Annotated in this window: 13 protein-coding genes and 1 tRNA gene; 13 read left to right on the top strand and 1 reads right to left on the bottom strand. The window is 57.0% G+C overall.

Annotation, left to right across the window (positions count from 1 at the left end):
• Positions 1–224 precede the first annotated feature (224 nt).
• Positions 225–542, bottom strand: a complete 318-nt coding sequence (locus tag AB1S50_RS10940) for a YceK/YidQ family lipoprotein (protein ID WP_367150696.1) — start codon at positions 540–542, stop codon at positions 225–227.
• A gap of 823 nt (positions 543–1365) precedes the next feature.
• Here AB1S50_RS10940 and AB1S50_RS10935 point away from each other — a divergent pair.
• From AB1S50_RS10935 to AB1S50_RS10875, 13 genes are all read left to right on the top strand, one after another.
• Positions 1366–2712: a DEAD/DEAH box helicase gene (locus tag AB1S50_RS10935; RefSeq protein WP_367150694.1), complete on the top strand. Its 1347-nt coding sequence runs from the start codon at positions 1366–1368 to the stop codon at positions 2710–2712.
• 762 nt (positions 2713–3474) lie between these two features.
• Complete coding sequence (locus AB1S50_RS10930; RefSeq protein ID WP_367150693.1) at positions 3475–5751, top strand: M1 family metallopeptidase; 2277 nt, start codon at positions 3475–3477, stop codon at positions 5749–5751.
• Between the two features lie 107 nt (positions 5752–5858).
• Positions 5859–6347 (top strand): DUF6702 family protein, encoded by a 489-nt coding sequence (locus AB1S50_RS10925; RefSeq protein ID WP_367150692.1) that lies wholly within the window; start codon positions 5859–5861, stop codon positions 6345–6347.
• Between the two features lie 675 nt (positions 6348–7022).
• A tRNA-Met gene (locus AB1S50_RS10920) sits at positions 7023–7099 on the top strand.
• 257 nt (positions 7100–7356) lie between these two features.
• Positions 7357–7818, top strand: coding sequence for a ribosome maturation factor RimP (gene rimP, locus AB1S50_RS10915; RefSeq protein WP_367150691.1), 462 nt, complete (start codon positions 7357–7359; stop codon positions 7816–7818).
• A gap of 59 nt (positions 7819–7877) precedes the next feature.
• The gene (gene nusA / locus AB1S50_RS10910) at positions 7878–9380 is read left to right on the top strand and encodes a transcription termination factor NusA (protein ID WP_367150690.1); all 1503 of its coding nucleotides are present in this window, start codon (positions 7878–7880) and stop codon (positions 9378–9380) included.
• Positions 9381–9437: 57 nt separating this feature from the next.
• Positions 9438–12182: a translation initiation factor IF-2 gene (gene infB, locus AB1S50_RS10905; RefSeq protein ID WP_367150689.1), complete on the top strand. Its 2745-nt coding sequence runs from the start codon at positions 9438–9440 to the stop codon at positions 12180–12182.
• A gap of 65 nt (positions 12183–12247) precedes the next feature.
• The gene (gene rbfA / locus AB1S50_RS10900; protein WP_367150688.1) at positions 12248–12646 is read left to right on the top strand and encodes a 30S ribosome-binding factor RbfA; all 399 of its coding nucleotides are present in this window, start codon (positions 12248–12250) and stop codon (positions 12644–12646) included.
• Positions 12647–12648: 2 nt separating this feature from the next.
• Positions 12649–13593 carry a tRNA pseudouridine(55) synthase TruB gene (gene truB / locus AB1S50_RS10895; protein ID WP_367150687.1) on the top strand — a complete coding sequence of 315 codons (945 nt, stop codon included), beginning with the start codon at positions 12649–12651 and terminating at the stop codon, positions 13591–13593.
• Between the two features lie 220 nt (positions 13594–13813).
• Positions 13814–14083 carry a 30S ribosomal protein S15 gene (rpsO, locus tag AB1S50_RS10890; RefSeq protein WP_367150686.1) on the top strand — a complete coding sequence of 90 codons (270 nt, stop codon included), beginning with the start codon at positions 13814–13816 and terminating at the stop codon, positions 14081–14083.
• A 240-nt stretch (positions 14084–14323) separates the two neighbouring features.
• Positions 14324–16450, top strand: a complete 2127-nt coding sequence (gene pnp, locus AB1S50_RS10885) for a polyribonucleotide nucleotidyltransferase (RefSeq protein WP_367150684.1) — start codon at positions 14324–14326, stop codon at positions 16448–16450.
• 799 nt (positions 16451–17249) lie between these two features.
• Positions 17250–20228, top strand: a complete 2979-nt coding sequence (locus tag AB1S50_RS10880; RefSeq protein ID WP_367150683.1) for a carboxypeptidase regulatory-like domain-containing protein — start codon at positions 17250–17252, stop codon at positions 20226–20228.
• Positions 20229–20380: 152 nt separating this feature from the next.
• Positions 20381–21019, top strand: a complete 639-nt coding sequence (locus AB1S50_RS10875) for a hypothetical protein (protein ID WP_367150682.1) — start codon at positions 20381–20383, stop codon at positions 21017–21019.
• The last annotated feature ends 10 nt before the right edge of the window (positions 21020–21029 follow it).

Below are 21029 nucleotides of genomic sequence, written 5' to 3'. Positions count from 1 at the left end.
CTGCTGAAGCGAGGTGCTGCGAATCCAGCTTTCCAGGGTCGCTGCATCATGAGCGGTAATTGTAAAAACGTCAGGAGTATCCATGTGACAAGTATACGTGAAATCAAATCACGTAACCTTATTTTCCGCATGGGCCACTAGGGCCTGTTAACACTAATTAGCCGGTCAACTTTTCATTGATCGCTGACCGGCTAATTAGTGTTAACAGGCCCTAGTATTGGTTTTCAAGATTTGATCCTTATGCTTCCCTTTTTATATTGTTCAGCAACCGTATAGGGCAGGACCATAGTATCTGTTATCGTACATGCAGCTATATCCAATACGTAGAAGCCAAGAGCCCAGTCAAAATGTGGATTGCCGGGGTTTGAGTTTAATTTGCAGAGATTGTATGAAACTCCGCCATAGGCTCGTGATGTCTCCTCACATTGGGTTTTTTGGCGTTTCAAATTGCTTGTAATTTCGTTATCCGAACTCGATAGGGAAGTAAAAGTTCCACAGCCGGAAACAACCAGTGCAAAAACAATAATATAAAGTTTGTTCATTTTTTATTCTCCATTTCTTGTAAAGTAAAAAATCGCAGGTTGTGAATTAAGGTGCTTGGTTGAGAGCTGGATCCCAAAAGAACTGCATTTATTGCTTTTGTAAATTAGTTTTCCAGCTTATGTTCTTTCCTGAAGTGCGCCCATGGTACTGCGAGCTGTTGTTGTTGTCGAGACGCCAAAGCCGGTAACACCGGCTTGACCACCGGGCCCTATTTTATCCAGTTGGCGCTTTTGGAAGGTGCATTTTATTTTTATGGCTGACTGGCGTGCTCGAAAGAGCCTCTGTGTCATCGGCAAGCCGCGCTGGGCCAAATGGTAGGACTTAGATTTAGCGCTATTCGATAAGGTGGAGACTATTCCGGTGTGAACGGTTATGGGTCCCATTTCGAAATAATGGATAATGCTGATTCATCACTTGGGATAGGTTATGGACTGCTTATGATTGAGTTCAGCAATTGCCTTGCCAAATACCGGTATGCAGCCGGCAGGGGGAGAGGTTCATTGACTCACTCATATACGCCTTCGGTTTTGGCAACCACTTAAAACTATACAGTCGGGATAATTATGTTATAGTGGCCGGGCTGAATTCGCTTCAGCAGCGTCATCTGTAGGCTGGCAAGCCGCTGGCACCCTCCCTGGAATTCTTTCCCAAGTATCCCCGGAAACCCTACTGAATGCCGCACCGGCCACTGACTGCTGTCAGATTGGCCAATCGACGGCGCTGCGGACCCCGAGGTTCGCAAACTCCGATTTTCGTTTGCCTCACACTTGTGGGGTGAAACCCATTTGTCAATTGCGTCGCTGGCGCAATTAGAGGTTATTTATGTTGTTTGAAGATCTGGGCCTGGCCCAGGAATTGGCTCGAGCAGTTGCGGAGCAGGGCTACGATCAGCCCACCCCAATTCAGGCGCAGGCGATTCCCGCCGTTATGAAAGGCGGCGATATCATGGCCGCGGCGCAGACGGGTACGGGTAAGACGGCCGGCTTTACGTTGCCGCTGCTGCACCGCCTGTCCAAGGGGGCTGCGGCACGCAACAACCAGGTGCGTGCGCTGGTACTGACCCCCACCCGCGAACTGGCCGCGCAGGTATTCGATAATGTGCAAAGTTACAGCAAATACCTGCCCCTGCGCCATTCGGTAGTGTTCGGGGGAGTGAAAATCAATCCTCAGATGATGCGCCTGCGCGGCGGTGCGGACATTCTGGTGGCGACGCCGGGGCGTCTGCTGGATCTGTATAATCAGCGCGCTATCCGCTTCGATAAGCTGGAAGCACTGGTGCTGGATGAGGCGGACCGCATGCTGGATATGGGTTTTATCCACGATATCAAGCGAATCCTGAAGCTGTTGCCTACTAAGCGCCAGAACCTGTTGTTTTCGGCCACTTTTTCACCGGAGATACGCCAGCTGGCAAAAGGGCTGGTGAAAGATCCACTGGAAATCGATGTGAGCCCGCGCAATACCACTACCCAGACGGTGAAGCAGAAGCTGCACCCGGTGGATAAGGCCCGCAAGCCGGCGCTGCTCAGCCACTTGATCCGTGAGAATAACTGGCAGCAGGCACTGGTTTTCAGCCGCACCAAGCACGGCGCCAACCGCCTGGTGAAACAGTTGGGTGCCGATAATGTCCGTGCGGCGGCCATCCATGGCAACAAGAGTCAGAATCAGCGCACTAAGGCGCTGGCAGATTTCAAAAGCGGCAAGGTGCAAATTCTGGTGGCAACGGATATCGCGGCCCGGGGTATCGATATCGATCAATTGCCTCAGGTAGTGAATTTTGATCTGCCAAATGTGCCCGAGGACTATGTGCATCGGATCGGTCGTACTGGTCGCGCCGGCGCCAGCGGTCGCGCCGTGTCTCTGGTGAGTGCGGATGAAATCAAGCAGTTGCGCGATATCGAGCGCCTGATTCAAAAGCCAATCTCCCAGGAGGAAGTCGAGGGCTTCGAACCGGATCACCTGCTGCCGGCGTCCGGCAGGTCCGGGCGCAGCGGTAATCAAGGACAGCGCGCGACACAGGGTCGCGGTCGTGGCAATGGTGGAGGTCAGGGCAATGGCCAGGGCAATGGTCAGAGCAGGGGCCAGGGCCGGGGACGCAGCAAGCAGGCACCGCCAGGGGATTCTCCGCGGCCCCAGCGGCGTCGTCGGTCAGAGCGTGGAAAATCTGCCTAACCCACCCGGTGTTGCGACCTGGAGTCGGTAATAAAGTGCCGGAGCTGAGGGCGACCATAGCCGGACATTAACCCGGCAACTAGATAAGTTGCCGGGTTAATGTAGTTATTGGAAACAAAAGATTCATGCGGGTCACTATCCCTAAAGGGGAGCATGACTGGTGAGCCGCTCGTCGGGTTCAGATGGGCCAATATCGGTCACCAATTTGGCAGGCTGCTGAAAACGTCTTTGTCAGTAGTCTCCTGTCCCGTGCAGGGTTTTTCGGATCGTAAAAAAGACCTGTGGTTAATTGGTCGCGGGTTCTTCCGGTCGTCGCGAACTAGCAGGCTGTTGAAATTCGTAGAATTTCGACAGCCTGGTACCGGAATATGGATGTTCCGGCAAAATCGACGACGCCTAAGTCGTTGATTTTGGGCGAAAAGTGAAAATCACATTTTTCGCTTTTCGTGTTTTGAAACAGGCAGTATGCCTTTTTCAACACCCTGCTAGGGCATTAAGGGTTAACAGGAAGGCCTATTGTAGCTGTTATCTCAAAATGGTGACCGATTCCGGGCTGGGAGCCAAATAAAGTGCGGAGGCCGCATAAAACGGGGAATTGGCACTCATTGAAAATGTGGGGAGCAGAAATGGTACAATGCCCTCAATTTTATCTTGACCGCAACCCGACGATAGCCTATGAATTTGCCTCTACTCGGCCGCCTTGGGGCGGTATTGCCCGCTTTGTGCATCGCTACAACAGCTTTGGCTGCAGATCCTCTAAATGTGACTGGAGACAGCTTTCGTCAACTGGACGAACTCCTGCCGACACCCAACGCTTACCGTACCGCTTCCGGTGCGCCGGGTCACGCCTACTGGCAGCAACAGGCGGACTATGACATCAAGGTTTCTCTCGATGACGATAAACAGCTGATTACCGCTTCGGAGACCATTACCTATACCAATAATTCGCCGGACACTCTGCGTTATCTATGGCTGCAGCTGGATCAAAACCGCTTCAAGCCGAACTCCGCCGGGAATCTGGCAGCGTCTGTGGACCTGGAGTCCATAGCTCCGGACACTGTGCCGTTCGGCAGTTTTCGTCGTGCAGTGGTGTCCAATGAGTTTCCCGGCGGGTATCAAATCACCAAGGTGGCGGACAGCAGGGGTCGGGATCTCCCGCACACCATTGTCGATACCGGTATGCGGATCGATCTGCCGCAGCCACTGGCTCCAGGGGGCAGTATCAGCTTCCAGGTTGCCTGGGCATACAATGTGATTGAACAAAAGGCACTGGGCGGTCGCTCCGGGTATGAGTATTTTGAGCGGGATGATAACTACCTGTACGAAATCGCCCAGTGGTTCCCACGTATGGCCGTTTACAATGATGTGAGTGGCTGGCAGAACAAGCAGTTTCTGGGCCGCGGCGAATTCGCGCTGGAATTCGGTAACTATCGCGTGGCTATTGATGTGCCGGCCGACCATGTAGTCGCTGCCACCGGGGTATTGCAAAATCCGCGTGAGGTGCTGACCCGCACGCAGCGCGAGCGATTGCAACAGGCGCGCACCGCACCCAAGCCGGTGATGATTGTTACCAAGGAGGAGGCGCTGGCGAACGAAAAGCGCCGCTCGCGGGAGCGCAAAACCTGGGTTTTCGCGGCGGAAAATGTCCGGGACTTTTCCTGGGCCTCTTCTCGCAAGTTCCTGTGGGATGCGCAGGGCTACAAGAAGGGCGCTACTGACACCATGGCCATGTCTTTCTACCCAGAGGAGGGCACGCCTCTGTGGGACAAATATTCCACCGAAGCGATCATCCATACTATTGATGTCTACAACCGCTACAGCTTTGATTATCCCTATCCAGTATCCATTTCCGTCAATGGGCCGGTGGGCGGGATGGAATATCCCATGATCACCTTCAATGGCCCGCGCCCGGAAATCGATGAAGAGGACCGCAGCAAACGGACTTATTCGCGCCGTACTAAATACGGACTGATCTCGGTGATCATTCACGAGGTAGGTCACAATTACTACCCGATGATCGTGAATTCCGATGAGCGGCAGTGGACCTGGATGGACGAGGGACTCAATACCTTCGTACAGTTCCTGGCCGAGCAGGAGTGGGAGGAGAAATATCCCTCGCGTCGCGGTGATGCACGCAAGATCGTCGAATATATGCAGAGCGAGAATCAGGTTCCGATCATGACTAATTCGGAATCCATTCTTCAATTCGGTAACAACGCCTACGGCAAGCCGGCGACGGCTCTGAACATATTGCGCGAATCCGTCATGGGGCGCGCACTGTTTGACTTTGCGTTTCGCGAGTATGCACAGCGCTGGAAGTTCAAACGCCCGATGCCGGCAGATTTTTTCCGCACCATGGAGGATGCCTCCGGTATGGACCTGGATTGGTTCTGGCGCGGTTGGTTCTACACCACTAACAATGTGGATATCAGTCTCGACCAGGTGCGCCACTACACTGTGGGCACCAAGAATCCGGATCTGGAGGGGCCGTGGAAGCGGGAGCAGCACAAGCGCGAGCCGGAGACGGTGACTGCCATTGAGAACCGCGCACGCAAACTGCCGCGTATTGTGGATGCGAAACCGGAGTTGGCGGACTTCTACAACAGGCACGACGAATTTGACGTGTCCAACGCCGATCGCAACAGCTACCAGACTATGTTGGACGGGTTGGAGGACTGGGAAAAGGATCTGCTGGCGGTCGAGAGCAATGTCTATGTGCTGGATTTCAGCAATATTGGCGGCTTGGTCATGCCGTTGTTTCTGCGCCTGGAATACGAGGATGGAAGTGTTGAGAACCTGCGTATTCCCGCTGAAATCTGGGCGCGCAACGCGAAGAAAACCTCCAAGATGCTGGTGCGTGACAAGAGCCGGATGCTGAAGTCCGTAGTGCTGGACCCGCATTGGGAAACTGCGGACGTGGACATGGAGAACAACTACTATCCGCGCCGCATCATCAAGTCGCGGTTGGAATTGTTCAAGGATGAGCAGAAGCGTAACCTGATGAAGGATTGGGAGGCCGAATTGAAGGAGGCGGGCTGATCCCGTGCCGGTATCCCTTCGGTCGCAGGCTTTTTGTGATCGAAGGGAGATCTCTCTAATCTATACCTCAAAGCGTGACAAAATCCGAATTCGCTTGGTGCCCAGCTATGAGAATCCCGTTTTTTTGTTTGGCTGCTGCCCTGTTGCTGATGCTATCCGCGCAGGTGGAGGCGCATCGCTATCATTTCGGTCTGACAGAGCTGTATGTCAATGCGCGAACCCAGTCGTTAGAGATTTCCCATCGGTTTTTTGTGGCGGATTTGGAGCGGGCGCTTGCGCTCAGCGCTGGCACCGAGTTTAAGAATGCGCAACGCCAGATGGAAGACTATGTGAACCAGCGCTTTCAGATACGTGACGGGAATGGTGCGCTACTGGTTCCCAAGTGGGTGGGCATGGAGGCGGATGTGCACGATGTATGGATATACCAGGAGGTTCCACTGGCAAATATCAGTGGTGACAAGCTGGAGGTGCGTCAATCCATGCTGATGGAGATAGAGGGAGACCAGGTCAATACCCTGAATATAAAGCGTAATGGGAAAACGGAAAGTTTTACCCTGAAGCCCGGAGCGAGTCGGGTGACGGTGTCTTTGCGATAGAGTCGTTTAAGCGGCATTGCAATAGGTAGTGGGATTCCTCCGCCCTCGCAATCTGATGTCCCATACATTAGGCTCCCCGGGTCGTAAATCCGGCGTGTGACTGCTTGCTTTGCCGCGGAGGTTGGATTTGTGCTGTAACCCGGGCTGGGAAAGGACGGGGTAGGTTTTCTCAGCAAGCTGATAGCGGCTCGAAGGTCTGTGTGCGCAGAGTGCCGGTTTGGATGTCCCAACAATCCGGTAGCGATTTGAATCTCCGCAGCCCGACATCCGTCAGTGGGTGAGCGGATGCTCATACTGTCCCATTCGCTGTATCTGGCTCCCGGTGGGATTAACCTGGGGAGCCAAATCGGGGTTTTGCTTTGTTCGCCCAGAAAAAGGAGCTTGCAACGCCACTGGCCGCTCGTAGAGTTTTCGTGTCGAGGCTGGCAGGCCGGTGTTCGATAGCCGAATCTGGCGCCTAATCATCTCTATCACCTGCCGCTGGATATTGCCGCGCTGAACAGTGAAGTTTCCCGACATATAATGGGCACTGGGTTGCCGAAGGGTACCGTGAAAATAAATGCCAGAAGTGGCTTGACTCGTCCCGGCAGCACCCATAGAATGCGCATCCTCTCGAGCGGTTGGAACAACCCACCGCAGGCAGCGAAAGCCACCAGATTTCGATGCCAGAGTTGATGCGGGGTGGAGCAGCCTGGTAGCTCGTCGGGCTCATAACCCGAAGGTCGTAGGTTCAAATCCTGCCCCCGCTACCAAATTGCTTCCAGATGCGGATCATCTGGAAGCGCGGTTGAAGCCCCTGTTAGGGGCTTTTTCGTATCTGCACGAAGCGCGGCAGGCGAAATATGAATTATCCGAATGGGCCGGAAGTGGGCGCCGCGGTTTGACATTCGGACCGTGGGGTCGGCTTCTCCGCCCATTTTTTGTTTTTGCGGTTCCCTCGGGCACTTGGCCAGCGGCGTCCGCGGATGGTGCAGACCGGTGCTTGCACCGGCCAGTTGAGGTGACAGAAATGGCGGGCAAGCGCGAGCAGTTGGAGGAGCTTCTGGCACCGGTGGTGGCATCGCTGGGGTGTGAACTGTGGGGTATCGACTATCAGACCCACGGGCGCAACGCACTGCTGCGCATCTATATTGATGCGGACCGGGGGATCGCCGTGGAGGACTGCGAGAAGGTCAGCCGCCAGGCGAGCGCCGTACTGGATGTGGAAGATCCCATTAGCGGCAGGTACACACTGGAAGTTTCCTCGCCCGGGCTCGACCGTCCGCTGTACCGGCTGGAGCACTACCAGCGCTTTGTGGGCTCCCGGATCGACGTGCGCCTGCGGATGCCCCTGGAGGGGCGGCGCAAATGGCAGGGCCTGCTCGCCGGGGTTGAGGGCGAGGAAGTGGTCCTGCGCATCGACGATGAAAATGAGTACCTGCTGCCGATAGACAGTATCGAGCGGGCTAACATCATTCCTCAGTTTGACTGACTGCCGCTCGCGGGCGGATAGAAAGAGCTTTAAGTGGCGTTTTTTAAAGAGGCAGCTGCATGAACAAAGAGATCTTGCTGGTAGCCGAGGCGGTTTCCAACGAGAAGGGCGTGGACCAGGAAATTATTTTCCAGGCCATTGAGGCCGCATTGGCGACGGCCACCAAGAAGCGCTACGACGAGGATTCCACCATTGAGGTCATCATCGACCGCAAAACCGGTGATTACGAAACTTTCCGCAGCTGGGAAGTGGTGGATGATGATACCCTGGCGGAGCTCGGCACCCAGTTCACGCTGGAGGAAGCGCACGAAAAAGACCCCCAGCTGAAGGCTGGCGATACCTACCGCGAACAGGTTGAAAATGTGGAGTTCGGCCGTATCGCCGCGCAGACCGCGAAGCAGGTCATAGTGCAGAAGGTGCGCGAGGCCGAGCGCGCCAAGGTGGTGGAAGAGTACCGGGATCGTGTCGGCGAGTTGGTGAGCGGTACCGTGAAGAAGGTCACGCGCGATTTTATCGCGGTGGACCTGGGCAACAACGCCGAGGCGCGCCTGCCACGGGACCAGCTGGTGGGACGCGAAATCTTCCGCCTGGGAGACCGGGTGCGCGCTATCCTGCTGGAGATCCAGCCGGAAGCCCGCGGACCACAGCTGATGCTCAGCCGCTCCTGCCGGGAAATGCTGGTGGAGCTGTTCCGTATCGAAGTGCCGGAAATCGCCGAACAGGTTATCGAAATCAAGGGCGCAGCGCGGGATCCGGGCCTGCGCGCCAAAATCGCCATCACCACCAATGACGGTCGTATCGATCCGGTGGGGGCCTGTGTGGGTATGCGCGGCGCACGCGTTCAGGCGGTTTCCAACGAGCTGTCCGGCGAGCGGGTGGACATAGTACTGTGGGACGAGAACCCGGCTCAGTTTGTGATCAACGCCATGGCGCCGGCCGATATCGAGTCCATAGTCGTGGATGAGGATGCGGGTTCCATGGACGTTGCCGTCGCTGAGGAAAACCTCGCTATGGCGATTGGGCGCAGTGGCCAGAATGTGCGGCTGGCCTCCGATCTGACCCAGTGGCAGATCAACGTGATGAGCATCGAAGAGTGGCAGACCAAGCAGGAAGCCGAGTCCGGTGGCATCATGGAGACTTTCATGGCGCGCCTGGATATCGACGACGATGTGGCTGCCGTACTGGTGGAGGAGGGCTTCACCACACTGGAAGAGGTGGCCTATGTGCCGCTGGAGGAAATGCTGTCCATCGAGGGATTCGACGAGGAGATTGCGGAGGAGCTGCGCGCGAGGGCCAAGGATGCGTTGCTGACCCAGGCACTGGCTTCCGAAGAGCAGTTGGATGCGCTGGAACCCCAGGAAGACCTGCTCGGCCTGGAAGGTATGGATCGACAGCTGGCTTTCCAGCTGGCCAGCCGCGGTATCGCCAGCATGGAGGATCTGGCTGAACAGGCAGTGGATGACCTGCTCGATATCGAAGGTTTGGATCCGGAGCGCGCCGCCGCGCTGATTATGAAGGCACGTGAACCCTGGTTTGCGGGCGACAGCGACGAACAGGCATAAGCGGGCGGGTGAACGAATAATAGAATCCCCTCCGAGCAGCGAATTTTAGGAGAGAGAATGGCCGAAGTAACAGTTAGTGAACTCGCCAAATCGGTTGGTGCCACCGAGGATCGTCTGCTCAAGCAGATGCGAGATGCGGGTTTGCCTCAAACCACTGCGGATGCGGTGGTTTCGGATGAGGAAAAACAGGTCCTGCTCAACTTCCTGAAAAGCAGTCACGGAGAGCAGAGTGTCGCACCGCGCAAGATCACTCTGAAGCGCAAGACCACCACTACGCTGAAAACCGGCTCTGGAACGGGGCGCAGGACCGTAAACGTGGAAGTGCGCAAGAAGCGTACCTACGTCAAACGCCCGCAGGAAGAGGCGGCCACCGAAACAGTTACAGAGCCGGCGCAGGCAGAGCTGGACCGGGCTCTGGAAGAGCAGTCGGCGATGGAGCAGGCCCGCGCCGAGCGGGTGCAGGCGGAAGCCGAGCGCGCTCAGCGGGAATCCGAGCAGCAGGCCGCACAGGAAGCCGCGCAAGCGGAGCAGCAGAAGTTAGAGGCCGCGGCTGTGGAGGAAGAGGCGGTGGCAACTGAGCCCGCCAGCGGCGCAGCGGAGCCACAGCCCTCTGCTGCAGCGACTCGCTCCTCCTATACAGATGACGTCGAAGCCATACGTATTGCTGCGATGGAGAGACGCAAACTCCAGGCCCAAGAGGAAGCCAAGGTGCTGGAGGAGAAGAAGGTGCGGGTCGAGGCCGACCGGCGCGCAGAGCTGGAAAGGCAGCAGAAAGCCAAGACCGAGACGGTCAAGCCGGCACTGCGGCGCAAGCTCGAAGCTGAGGCCGCTGAAGCGGGGACGGAAGCGGACGAAGGGGTGCGCAAGCGCCGCGGTCGCCGCGGAACCAAGAGCGGTCCGAAAAAATCCAGTAAGACGGCACTCTACGAGGAGGCGCTGGAGGTTTTCTCGGATGACGAAGGCGGTGCGGGCGGTCGCCGCTCTCTGCAGCGCCCGACACTGAAGGTAAAAAACACACACGGCTTCAAGAAACCGACGGGAAAACAGGTGTATCAAGTCCAGTTAGGCGAAACCATCACCGTAGGTGACCTGGCCAAACAGTTGAATATGAAGGCCGGCGAGCTGATCAAGCATTTGATGAAGATGGGCGAGATGGTCACCATCAATCAGAGTCTCGATCGCGATACCGCCTCTCTGGTGGTAGAGGAGCTGGGCCACAAAGTGGTGTTGCGCTCTGAAACGGCGCTGGAAGACGAACTGGTGGCGCAGGTCGAGCAGGCCGAGGGCCGCAAGGTTGTCCGCGCGCCGGTGGTCACGGTCATGGGCCATGTGGACCACGGCAAGACCTCGCTACTGGATTATATCCGCAAGACCAAGGTTGCCTCCGGCGAAGCCGGCGGTATTACCCAGCACATCGGTGCCTATCGGGTGAAGACCAGCCAGGGGGAGATTGCCTTCCTGGATACCCCGGGGCACGCGGCGTTTACCGCCATGCGGGCCCGCGGCGCCCAGGCCACTGATGTTGTGATTCTGGTGGTGGCTGCCGACGACGGGGTAATGCCGCAGACCGAGGAAGCGATTCAGCACGCCAAAGCCGCCGGTGTACCCCTGGTGGTGGCGATCAACAAGTGCGACAAGGAAGGCGCCGACCCGGACCGGGTGAAAAATGAGCTGGCGGCCAAGGAAGTGATTCCCGAGGACTGGGGCGGCGATACACAGTTTATCGAAGTCTCCGCCCACACTGGCCAGGGCATTGACGATCTGCTGGAGGCGGTCTCCCTGCAGGCGGAACTGCTGGAACTGCAGGCCGAGGTGGATGTGCCCGCCCGCGGTGTGGTGATCGAGTCGCGCCTGGAAAAAGGACGCGGTGTGGTGGCGACGCTGCTGGTTCAGAACGGTGAGCTGAAACGCGGTGATATCGTGCTGGCGGGCCAGAGCTATGGCCGCGTGCGCGCCATGACCAACGAGTTGGGCAAGAGTGTCAAAGAGGCCGGCCCCTCCACGCCGGTGGAGTTGCTGGGCCTGGATTCCACCCCCAATGCCGGCGATGACTTCATGGTGGTGGCGGACGAGCGCAAGGCCCGGGAAGTGGCCGAGCAGCGCGCCGACAAGGAGCGTCGCGAGCGTATGCAGAGGCAGCAGGCGGCCAAGCTGGAAAATATGTTCGCCGACATGGCCGCCGGTGAGCGCAAGGTTCTGCCGGTGGTGATCAAGGCCGATGTGCGGGGCTCCCTGGAAGCCATCCTGTCCGCGCTGGCGGATATCGGCAACGAGGAGGTATCGGTCAATGTGGTGTCCAGCGGCGTCGGCGGCATCGCAGAGAACGACGTCAACCTGGCCCTCACCTCCGGCGCTATCATCATCGGCTTCAATACCCGTGCCGATGTTGCAGCGCGCAGGCTGGCCGAGGCCGAAAGTGTTGAAATCAGATACTACAGTGTGATCTACAACCTGCTGGATGAAGTGAAGCAGGCTCTGTCGGGCATGCTGGAGCCGGAGGTGCGGGAGGATATCGTCGGTATCGCCGAAGTCCGCGACGTATTCCGGTCACCCAAGTTTGGCGCCATCGCCGGTTGCATGGTGATCGAGGGCACCGTCTACCGCAACAAGCCGATTCGCGTCCTGCGCGACAATGTGGTGATCTACCAGGGCGAACTGGAGTCCCTGCGCCGCTTCAAGGATGACGTGCAGGAGGTGCGGAACGGGATGGAGTGCGGTATCGGGGTGAAGGATTACAACGATGTCAAATCCGGAGACCAGATCGAGGTCTACGATATCGTCAAGGTGGCGCGCGAGCTTTAATCTCGAGCCAGACCCCGCCAGGGCCAGAGCCCTGGCGGCAAGCAGCCATTGGAAATAGGTAACAGATGGCAAGAGAATTCCACCGCGCGGAGCGGGTCGCCGATGCCATGCGCCGGGAGCTGTCTCTGCTGATTCAGCGGGAAGTGCGCGATCCGCGCCTCGGCATGGTGAATATCAATGACGTGGAGGTCAGTCGCGACCTCACTTCGGCCAAAGTGTTCGTCACGCTGGTTGGCGAGGATGACGCGGCGGCGATCAAGACCTCCATGGAAGTGCTCAACAAGGCTGCGGGCTTCCTGCGCAGCCAACTGGCGCGGGAAATCCAGATGCGAACCATCCCCCGCCTGCAGTTCCGCTACGACGAGACATCGGTGCGAGGCCAGAAATTGTCGGCGCTGATCGACAAGGCGGTGCAGCGGGATCACTCCCTGGATACAGACAAAGACGACGGCGACAAGCAGTAGTTATGGGCCGCAGACCAAAATGGGGCCGACCGGTAGACGGGGTACTATTGCTCGACAAGCCGGCCGGTATCACCGCCAATGACGCCCTGCAACAGGCCAAGCGATTGTTTTTCGCCAACCGGGCCGGTCACACCGGAGCGCTGGACCCCCTAGCGACCGGCCTGCTGCCCATTTGCTTTGGCGAGGCGACCAAGTTTTCCCAGTATCTGCTGGATGCGGATAAACGCTATCGCAGCAGCTTTCGTTTTGGCATGACCACCGCCAGCGGTGACGCCGACGGCGACGTCATTGCCACTGCCGACGCCTCCGCCGTGACGGAAGCCGCTGTGCGAACCGCCATGGCGCAGTTTCAAGGCCGTATCGAGCAGGTACCCTCCATGTACTCGGCGCTCAAGCATCAGGGGCAGCCACTGTACCGGTTGGCGCGCCAGGGGCTCGAGGTGGAACGTGAGGCCCGGCCGGTGGAAATTTTCCAGTTTGAACTGCTGGGATTCAGCGGCGAAAGCCGGCCCTGTGCCGAGGTGGAGGTGCACTGTTCCAAGGGCACCTATATCCGCAGTCTGGCGGAGGACTTGGGGCGGGCGCTGGGTGTCGGTGCCTATGTGGAGCAATTGCACCGGAGCGCTGCCGGTCCCTTCGATGAATCCGGCAGTGTGACGCTGGAGGAACTGGCGCAGGAGCGGGGCCAGGGCCGGGCGGAACTGCTGGACCACCACCTGTTGCCGGTGGATGCACCCGCCGCGGGGCTGCCGAAACTGACCCTGCCGGACAATGCCGGTTACTATGTGCGTCAGGGACAGCCGGTAATGGATCTGCGGGTCTACCGTATTGGCACGGAAGGTGATATGGTGCGCCTCTTCCTGGAAAGTGGTGATTTTCTGGGCATCGGGGAAATTACCGACGACGGGTGTGTGGCACCCCGGCGTCTGGTGAAAAGCGGTGACTGACCGACCCGTCGGCAGTCCCCTATCGCAGGCGGCCAAAGAGTGCGCCGCCAGCCGGCAAAGGCCGGTACTGGTCCGCTAGAGGAGGCAGTTTGTGCCGTCTCCGGCTGGCGGGGATTGAAAACGGCCAGGATGGCGATTTCGATCATTTGACGTTAGCTGGCCTGTAAATATGCGCGGGCCAGCCGAATATCTACCGCATATTGCAACGAGGTATTTCGTTATGGCACTGACTGCATCTGAAAAAGCAGCCATCCTTCAGGAACACGGCCAGTCTGAAAGTGATACCGGTTCTCCGGAAGTCCAGGTAGCGCTGCTGACCGCCAACATCAACAAGCTGCAGGGGCACTTCTCTGCGCACAAGCAGGATCACCACTCCCGTCGTGGTCTGATCCGCATGGTGAACCAGCGTCGCAAGCTGCTGGACTACCTGAAGAAAAAGGATCTTAACCGTTACGCACAGCTGATTGCCAAACTCGGCCTGCGTCGCTAAGACTCCTGAATGCCCGCCTCCTGGCGGGCATTCTTTTAATTGCCGGTTGCAATTCCACCCAGGTGGCGGCGCAACCGGTGTTTCGTTATGCCGACGGCGTTATCGATGCACTCGGCATAGCGGCCCGCGCTTCACCACATGCACTTAACAGGACGGTGAAGCTGCGGGGCGGGCTCTGCCCGCATTGCAAGTAGGGGTTGCTGGAATGGGCCAGTAACCGTAGGAAACAGGAAAAAACTAGTGAATCCAGTAAGCAAGACATTTCAGTACGGACAACAGCAGGTCACCATTGAAACCGGCCGCGTCGCCCGCCAGGCCACCGGTGCCGCATTGGTCACCATTGGCGAAACCGTGGTGTTGTGCACCGTTGTCGGTGCCAAAGAGGCCAGGCCTGACCAGGGCTTTTTCCCACTGTCCGTGCACTATCAGGAAAAGGCCTACGCGGCCGGCAAGATACCCGGCGGCTTCTTTAAGCGTGAAGGCCGCCCATCTGAAAAAGAAACTCTCACCTCCCGCTTGATCGACCGCCCGATTCGCCCGCTGTTCCCCAACGGCTTTATGAACGAAGTACAGGTGATGATCACTGTTCTATCCGCAGAAAAGGATGTGGATCCGGATATTGCCGGGATGATAGGAACTTCCGCAGCATTGTCAGTATCCGGTATCCCCTTCGCGGGCCCCATCGGCGCTGCGCGTGTGGGGTACACCCAGCAAGAGGGTTACCTGCTAAACCCGAGCTATAGCGCTCTGAAAACTTCTGAGCTGGACATGGTGGTTGCGGGTACCAGGGACGCGGTACTGATGGTGGAGTCTGAGGCTAAGGAACTGCCGGAAGATATCATGTTGGGTGCGGTGCTGTATGCACACCAGGAAATGCAGGCCATTATCCAGGTCTGTGAAGAGCTCAAAGCTGAAGCTGGAAAGCCCCAGTGGGACTGGCAGCCAGAAGCGGAAAACACTGAACTCAAAACCGCTCTGGAAGGGCAGTTTGGCGACAAAGTAGCCGAGGCCTACCGCATTACCGATAAGCAGCAGCGCACTACCCGTCTAGCCGAACTGCGCAATGAAGCGGTAGAAGCTCTGGGCTCTGAGGAAGTCGATGCAGGCGATGTAAAGAATTACTTTGGCAAGCTGGAAAAGAAAATCGTTCGTGGCGCAGTAGTGCGCGGCGAGCCGCGTATTGACGGTCGCGATACCAAGACAGTACGCCCGATCAGCGTAGAAGTTGGCGTGCTGCCAAAAGGCCATGGATCTGCACTGTTCACCCGCGGTGAAACCCAGGCCCTGGTGGTTGCCACCCTCGGTGCTACCCGCGATGCGCAGATCATCGATGCCCTGGAAGGGGAGCGCAAAGACTACTTTATGCTGCACTACAACTTCCCGCCCTATTCAGTGGGGGAAGCGGGTCGAGTGGGCGCCACTGGCCGCCGCGAAATCGGTCACGGCCGCCTGGCGCGGCGCGGTATTGCTGCAGTGCTGCCGGATCCGGAGAGCTTCCCCTACACGGTGAGGGTGGTTTCCGAAATCACCGAATCCAACGGTTCCAGCTCTATGGCTTCGGTATGTGGTTCCAGCCTGGCGCTGATGGACGCCGGTGTGCCCCTGAAGGCGCCGGTGGCCGGTATCGCCATGGGTCTGGTGAAGGAAGACCATGGTCACGCAGTTCTGACCGACATCCTCGGCGACGAGGACCACCTGGGGGACATGGACTTTAAGGTGGCGGGGACCGCCTCCGGTGTAACCGCGTTGCAGATGGATATCAAGATCGAGGGGATCACCGAGGAGATCATGGAAACTGCCTTGGAGCAGGCCTTGCAGGCGCGTCTGCATATCCTTGCTGAAATGAACAAGGTGATCGACTCTTCCCGCTCCAGTGTGAACGAGAATGCGCCCCGCTATGCGACCCTGAAGATCCACCCGGACAAGATCCGCGATGTGATTGGCAAGGGCGGGGCCACTATCCGTTCTATCACCGAAGAGACCGGTGCCTCCATCGATATCGAGGATGATGGCACCGTCAAGGTGTTTGGTGAGGACGGGGAGAGTTTGGAAGCGGCGGTCACCCGTATCGAGGAAATCACCGCGGAAGCCGAGATTGGCGCCATCTATGAGGGAACAGTGGTGCGTATCGTGGACTTCGGTGCCTTTGTCAACTTTCTTCCCGGCAAGGACGGCCTGGTGCATATCTCCCAGATTGCCGAGGAGCGCGTTAACGCGGTAACCGACTATCTGAGCGAAGGCCAAAAAGTGTTCGTCAAGGTGCTGGACGTCGATCAGCGCGGCCGTATCAAGCTCTCCATCAAGGAGGCCAAGGCAGAGCAAGCCGACCAGGCGGAGGCATCGGAGCAGCCCTCAGGCGAAGCCTGACAGCCCCCGGCCTAATCAGCCAGAAAAACCCCGGCCAGTTCCGGGGTTTTTTGTGCCCGGTAATTAGTGTCGACAGGCCCTAGTGAAGCTGAAAAAGCCTTCCCTGACTGTCCGCAAACCCTCCACCGCAAATCAAGCCGTTAATGCTTGATTTGGACACCGAAGAACCCTGTCGGGACAAGATACTGTTGAAGGCTAGTTTACAGCAGCCTGGTAAAGTGGCTCGACGAGAAAATTTTCATCGCAAATGTTAACCGGCAACCTATTTAGTTGTCGGGTTGCTAGCACAGATTTCAGCCCAGAGCGCTGGAATTTGTGGAATAGATTATGCGTCAAGCGTTGTAAGCCTCTCCTTTCTTTTCTTTTGAATAGTATAAAAAACAAACAAGCGTAATGGTCGCTAATTCCCGGTCAATCTTATTCTGTATAAATATCGATCGATTTGACGGCCTAAATGAGAACCTGTTCATATTCCTGGTCGATTCTCTACAGACCAAAACTGTCTAATTGAACAAAAATTCTGCTTTCGCAGCTTTTTTTAATTTTTTCATCGATTAAAGCTCGCGAATAAAAAATCTTTGAAGCACAATAGGCAGATGGAATAATATATTCCACTCAGGGAGATGTGGATACATAAAGTATTTGGCTTGAGCACTGGGGGTCTCTCGGCCCCGGGACATCGTCGGAGTGGCGCCTGCTCAAGGGGGGACGTCGGGAAACCTGGCCAGTCAGCAGATTCTTGCTGCCAGGGTTTCCGGCATCGACAGATAAATATTATAACCGTCTGGGAGACATCCTCATGTTTGAGAAGAAAAAGCTGAGCCGTTCCGTCGCGGAACAAAGGGGGGCGTCACTCATGTCCCGTGTGGCCATTGCCACAGCGGGAGCGCTCTTTTCCATATCTGTGGCAGCACAGCAGTCCGGCAGTATCGAGGGGCAGGTATTCCTCGACAGCCAGGGTGCAGAGGCTGCCGGTATCACCGTCACCGCCACCAGTAATGTTATGCCGCGGGCGCGTACCGCCACCACTGACGCCGATGGCGAGTTCAGGCTGCCGGCCCTGATCCCCGGTACCTATACCCTGACATTTACCAATGATGATGGCCTTACCCGTACCGTGACAGCTCGAGTCTTACTGGATCAGCAGTCCAATGTCACTGTGGTCATGGTCCCCGAGCAGGGCATGGAGGAAATTCAGGTCTTTGGCGAGGCAGCAACCCTGACGGGTAACGGTGCACTGTCCAGTGCCATCGGTGCGGATGTCATTGGCGGACTGCCGGTGGGGCAGGACTTCCGGGATATGATGAAACTGATTCCAGGCGTCCAGTACACGGAAAATGGTGTGCGTGGTGTCAATGCGGGCGGCAGCGGGCAGGACAATGTATACAAGTTTGGTGGTGTGAACGTCACACTGCCCCTGTTCGGTGTGCTGTCCGCCGAGCCCTCGAGCCAGGATGTGGAGCAAATGTCGGTGGAACGCGGTGGGGCCCGCGCTATTGGCTTTAAGCGTTCTGCGGGTGTTGAGGTCAACACAAAAACCAAGTCCGGTACCAATGAGTTCAGGAGCAGTGTGGAATACCAGTTCCAGACCCCGGGCATGCGCGAAAAAAACAAGGAAGGGATCAAAGACGAGACCAGCCGCAGCTGGTTGACCGCCAATGTGGGTGGTCCGATTATCGAGGATCAGCTGTTCTTTTACGGTTCTTATTATGGTCCTCGTCAAGAACGGGACAATAAAAAGACCGCTTACGGACCCACCAAAGATTTTACCAGTGAACGGGATGAGTACTTTGGCAAACTCACCTACGCGCCTATCGACAATCTGCTGTTCAATGTGTCCTATCGTACCTCTGAGCGGGTGAACACAGGGGCTTCGATTTCTTTCACCGAGATCGATTCCGTCTCCGTTGGTGAGGAGTCCAACCAGGATATCTTCTCTCTGGACGGCTCCTGGATTATCAATGATAGGACCACACTGACATTTCAGTATAGCGACTATGCGCTCGAGGGTTCCGATGTACCGGATAATCCCCTCGATTTACAGCCTGCTTATGATCAGCCGCTGGATCTGGCAAATCTGGATAGCCAGGGCTATTTTGAGGTGCCGAGTACGCGCGCGAATGATCCGGGCTGGAATGCCTTTGTTCAGCCCTTTATCGATCAGTATGGCTATATAGGGGACGATGGCTCCCGGGTTGGGGGCGGTGCTGTCGGAGGATTTTTCCAGTACAGTGAAGGAAATTATTACAGCCGTAGTTTTGAAATAGCGTTAGATCACAATTTCGATCTCGGTGAAACCAGCCACGAACTCCACTTCGGCTATCAATACTCCGAGGGTGAGGAGCAGTTGGCCAGGACTTCGAATGGATGGGGCATTATTGAAGTCATCGATGGTTCAGAAGATGCGGATGCGCCCAACAACGCCAGGTTTTTAGGCAGAACGGAACAAATGAGCTTCCTTGGGGAGGATGGTTCCCGGGTACCGAGCATCGACTCCTTTGTGGAAACACAAAACTTCGAGATCAACGATTCCATCAGCTGGGGGGATTTCACCTTCGATGTGGGAGTCCTGATCAGCCAGGATACACTCTATGGTCAAGGTCTGAGGCGCAACTCTGCGACGGTTTCCGGCTACGTCGCTGATTTGGGCCGCAAATACGAGATGTATCAGACCGACTGGAAAGATATGATCCAACCGCGGCTCGGTGTTACCTGGGCCTACAATGGCAACGACACCATATTCGCCAATTTTGCGCAGTACAATCCGGATGTCTCGTCTCTTGCCCGGGCCGCCTCTTGGGATCGAAACACACGGGCAGTGCTCGATGTCTACTGGGATGAAGATGGTAACTTTATCGAGTCGACGCCACGCGCGGGCTCCTCGGGTAAATTCTTCCAGGAAGACCTTACTCCCCGCCGCCTGGATGAGCTGACCATCGGCACCACCAAGGACTTCGACAATGGTATCAGCCTGCGCTCCCATATCCGCTATAGCGAAAGCTCCCATTTTTGGGAGGATACCTGGAACGGGTCGCGGCTATACGGCTGCTACGCCAGCCCTCAAGGGGAGACCTGTGTGCCGGATCATATCGCCGAAAAAGGACTCTATATTCCCGAGCTGGATGATTATCGTGCGCAACTGGGTGGTTCTTCCTATGTGATTGCGGAGCTGGACGATGCTTATACCAAGTATTGGGAATTCAGTATGGAGGCCACCTGGGTGGGTGAGCGCACCTATTTGAATGCCTCCTATACCCGTAGCCGCTACCGCGGTAATTTTGACCAGGACAATACTAGCGGCGTCAATGACCAGGCTACCTTTGTCGGCTCCTCAAACCTGGCCGATGGGATCGGGCGCCAGGTCTGGGATCTGAAGGACGGCACCCTGCGCGGTGACAAGCCCAATGTATTCAAGGTGTTCGGTCAGTATACGCTGGACTGGCAGGCCAACCTCGGGGCCTTCCTGGTGTACCAGTCCGGTGAACCCTGGGAGGCCTGGGATGGTTCCCTCTACGGCTATTCCAGCAGCACCAACCGCTATGCGGAACGGGCCGGCAGCCGCCGCAGCCCCTCCCACTGGCAGTTGGATCTGAACTACACCCAGAACTTCCAGGTGTTTTCGGATTACACCTTGAAGTTCCGTGCCGATCTGTTCAATGTGTTCGACCGCCAGACAGGCTATAATTTCGACCCCTTTGTTAGCAATGAGACCTTCGGCGAACCGCGTAACTATTATGCACCGCGCCGTTTGCAGCTGTCCCTGGGGGTAGATTTCTAGTACTGGCCGGCAGTTACCTTAACCGGCTTCGAAGGCAGGAAGAGGCCCGGGTTTTACCCGGGCCTCTTGGTTTGTGGTGGCCACTTCGGGAAAGTTTTCTGCCGTCGTGTCCGCTAAAGTGTGCTTAACGCGGTTAAGGGGTATTCAATCCAATGAATTACTGGCTGGCAGAGTTGGTATTGGCCGTTTCCGCCCTGCTGGTGTCTGGACACTTCTGGTCCACCGGCCGCGATCGCCACCAGTCTCCGGCACTGTTGATGGTGGCGGGTTTGTGTTGCCTGGCACTGGCCGCTCTGGCTGGTGCCTACCGATACGGCGTAGATCCCCGGGTGACAGACCTGCACCGGGCGCTGTCACATCTCTCCGGCTATATTTCCTTTCCGGCCATCGGGATAGCCTTGTTATGGGTTTCACTGGGTTTGCCCGCCGGCGATCAAAGTCGTGCGCCGGCCTATGTCATCCTGGTTCTGGTGACCGGTGCGGCACTAGGTATGTCCGGTCACGGAGGTGTAACCCCAGCCGAAGTCACCAGCTTTTTCTCTGCTCTCGGGCTGCTGCTCTGGCTGGCGGCAGCAATGCGACAGTTGCTTGTGCCTGGACGGTTGTCGCGGGTCCAGGCGGTGCTGCTGGCCCTGGGAGCCCCACTGGTGATTATTGCGGGTTTGCTGGTGGGCACCGATTCCGCCCCACTGTGGGGCCTCGCACGCATCAACTGGTTTCATCTGCTATTGGCGGCGGCACTGTGGCTGCTACTCTGCGGCCGGCCGCTCTTTGCCCATCGGGCCCGGTGAAACAGGCGGG

Source organism: Microbulbifer discodermiae, from assembly GCF_040742695.1.
Classification (GTDB): Bacteria; Pseudomonadota; Gammaproteobacteria; order Pseudomonadales; family Cellvibrionaceae; genus Microbulbifer.
Note: the sequence above shows the minus strand (reverse complement) of the source record. Positions and strands in the feature narration are given on the sequence as shown.

Excerpts from the sequence above, each read along its gene's own strand:
- AB1S50_RS10940 (WP_367150696.1), bottom strand. The coding sequence starts at position 542 with ATGAACAAACTTTATATTATTGTTTTTGCACTGGTTGTTTCCGGCTGT.
- AB1S50_RS10935 (WP_367150694.1), top strand. The coding sequence starts at position 1,366 with ATGTTGTTTGAAGATCTGGGCCTGGCCCAGGAATTGGCTCGAGCAGTT.
- AB1S50_RS10925 (WP_367150692.1), top strand. The coding sequence starts at position 5,859 with ATGAGAATCCCGTTTTTTTGTTTGGCTGCTGCCCTGTTGCTGATGCTA.
- rimP (WP_367150691.1), top strand. The coding sequence starts at position 7,357 with ATGGCGGGCAAGCGCGAGCAGTTGGAGGAGCTTCTGGCACCGGTGGTG.
- nusA (WP_367150690.1), top strand. The coding sequence starts at position 7,878 with ATGAACAAAGAGATCTTGCTGGTAGCCGAGGCGGTTTCCAACGAGAAG.
- infB (WP_367150689.1), top strand. The coding sequence starts at position 9,438 with ATGGCCGAAGTAACAGTTAGTGAACTCGCCAAATCGGTTGGTGCCACC.
- rbfA (WP_367150688.1), top strand. The coding sequence starts at position 12,248 with ATGGCAAGAGAATTCCACCGCGCGGAGCGGGTCGCCGATGCCATGCGC.
- truB (WP_367150687.1), top strand. The coding sequence starts at position 12,649 with ATGGGCCGCAGACCAAAATGGGGCCGACCGGTAGACGGGGTACTATTG.
- rpsO (WP_367150686.1), top strand. The coding sequence starts at position 13,814 with ATGGCACTGACTGCATCTGAAAAAGCAGCCATCCTTCAGGAACACGGC.
- AB1S50_RS10880 (WP_367150683.1), top strand. The coding sequence starts at position 17,250 with ATGTTTGAGAAGAAAAAGCTGAGCCGTTCCGTCGCGGAACAAAGGGGG.
- AB1S50_RS10875 (WP_367150682.1), top strand. The coding sequence starts at position 20,381 with ATGAATTACTGGCTGGCAGAGTTGGTATTGGCCGTTTCCGCCCTGCTG.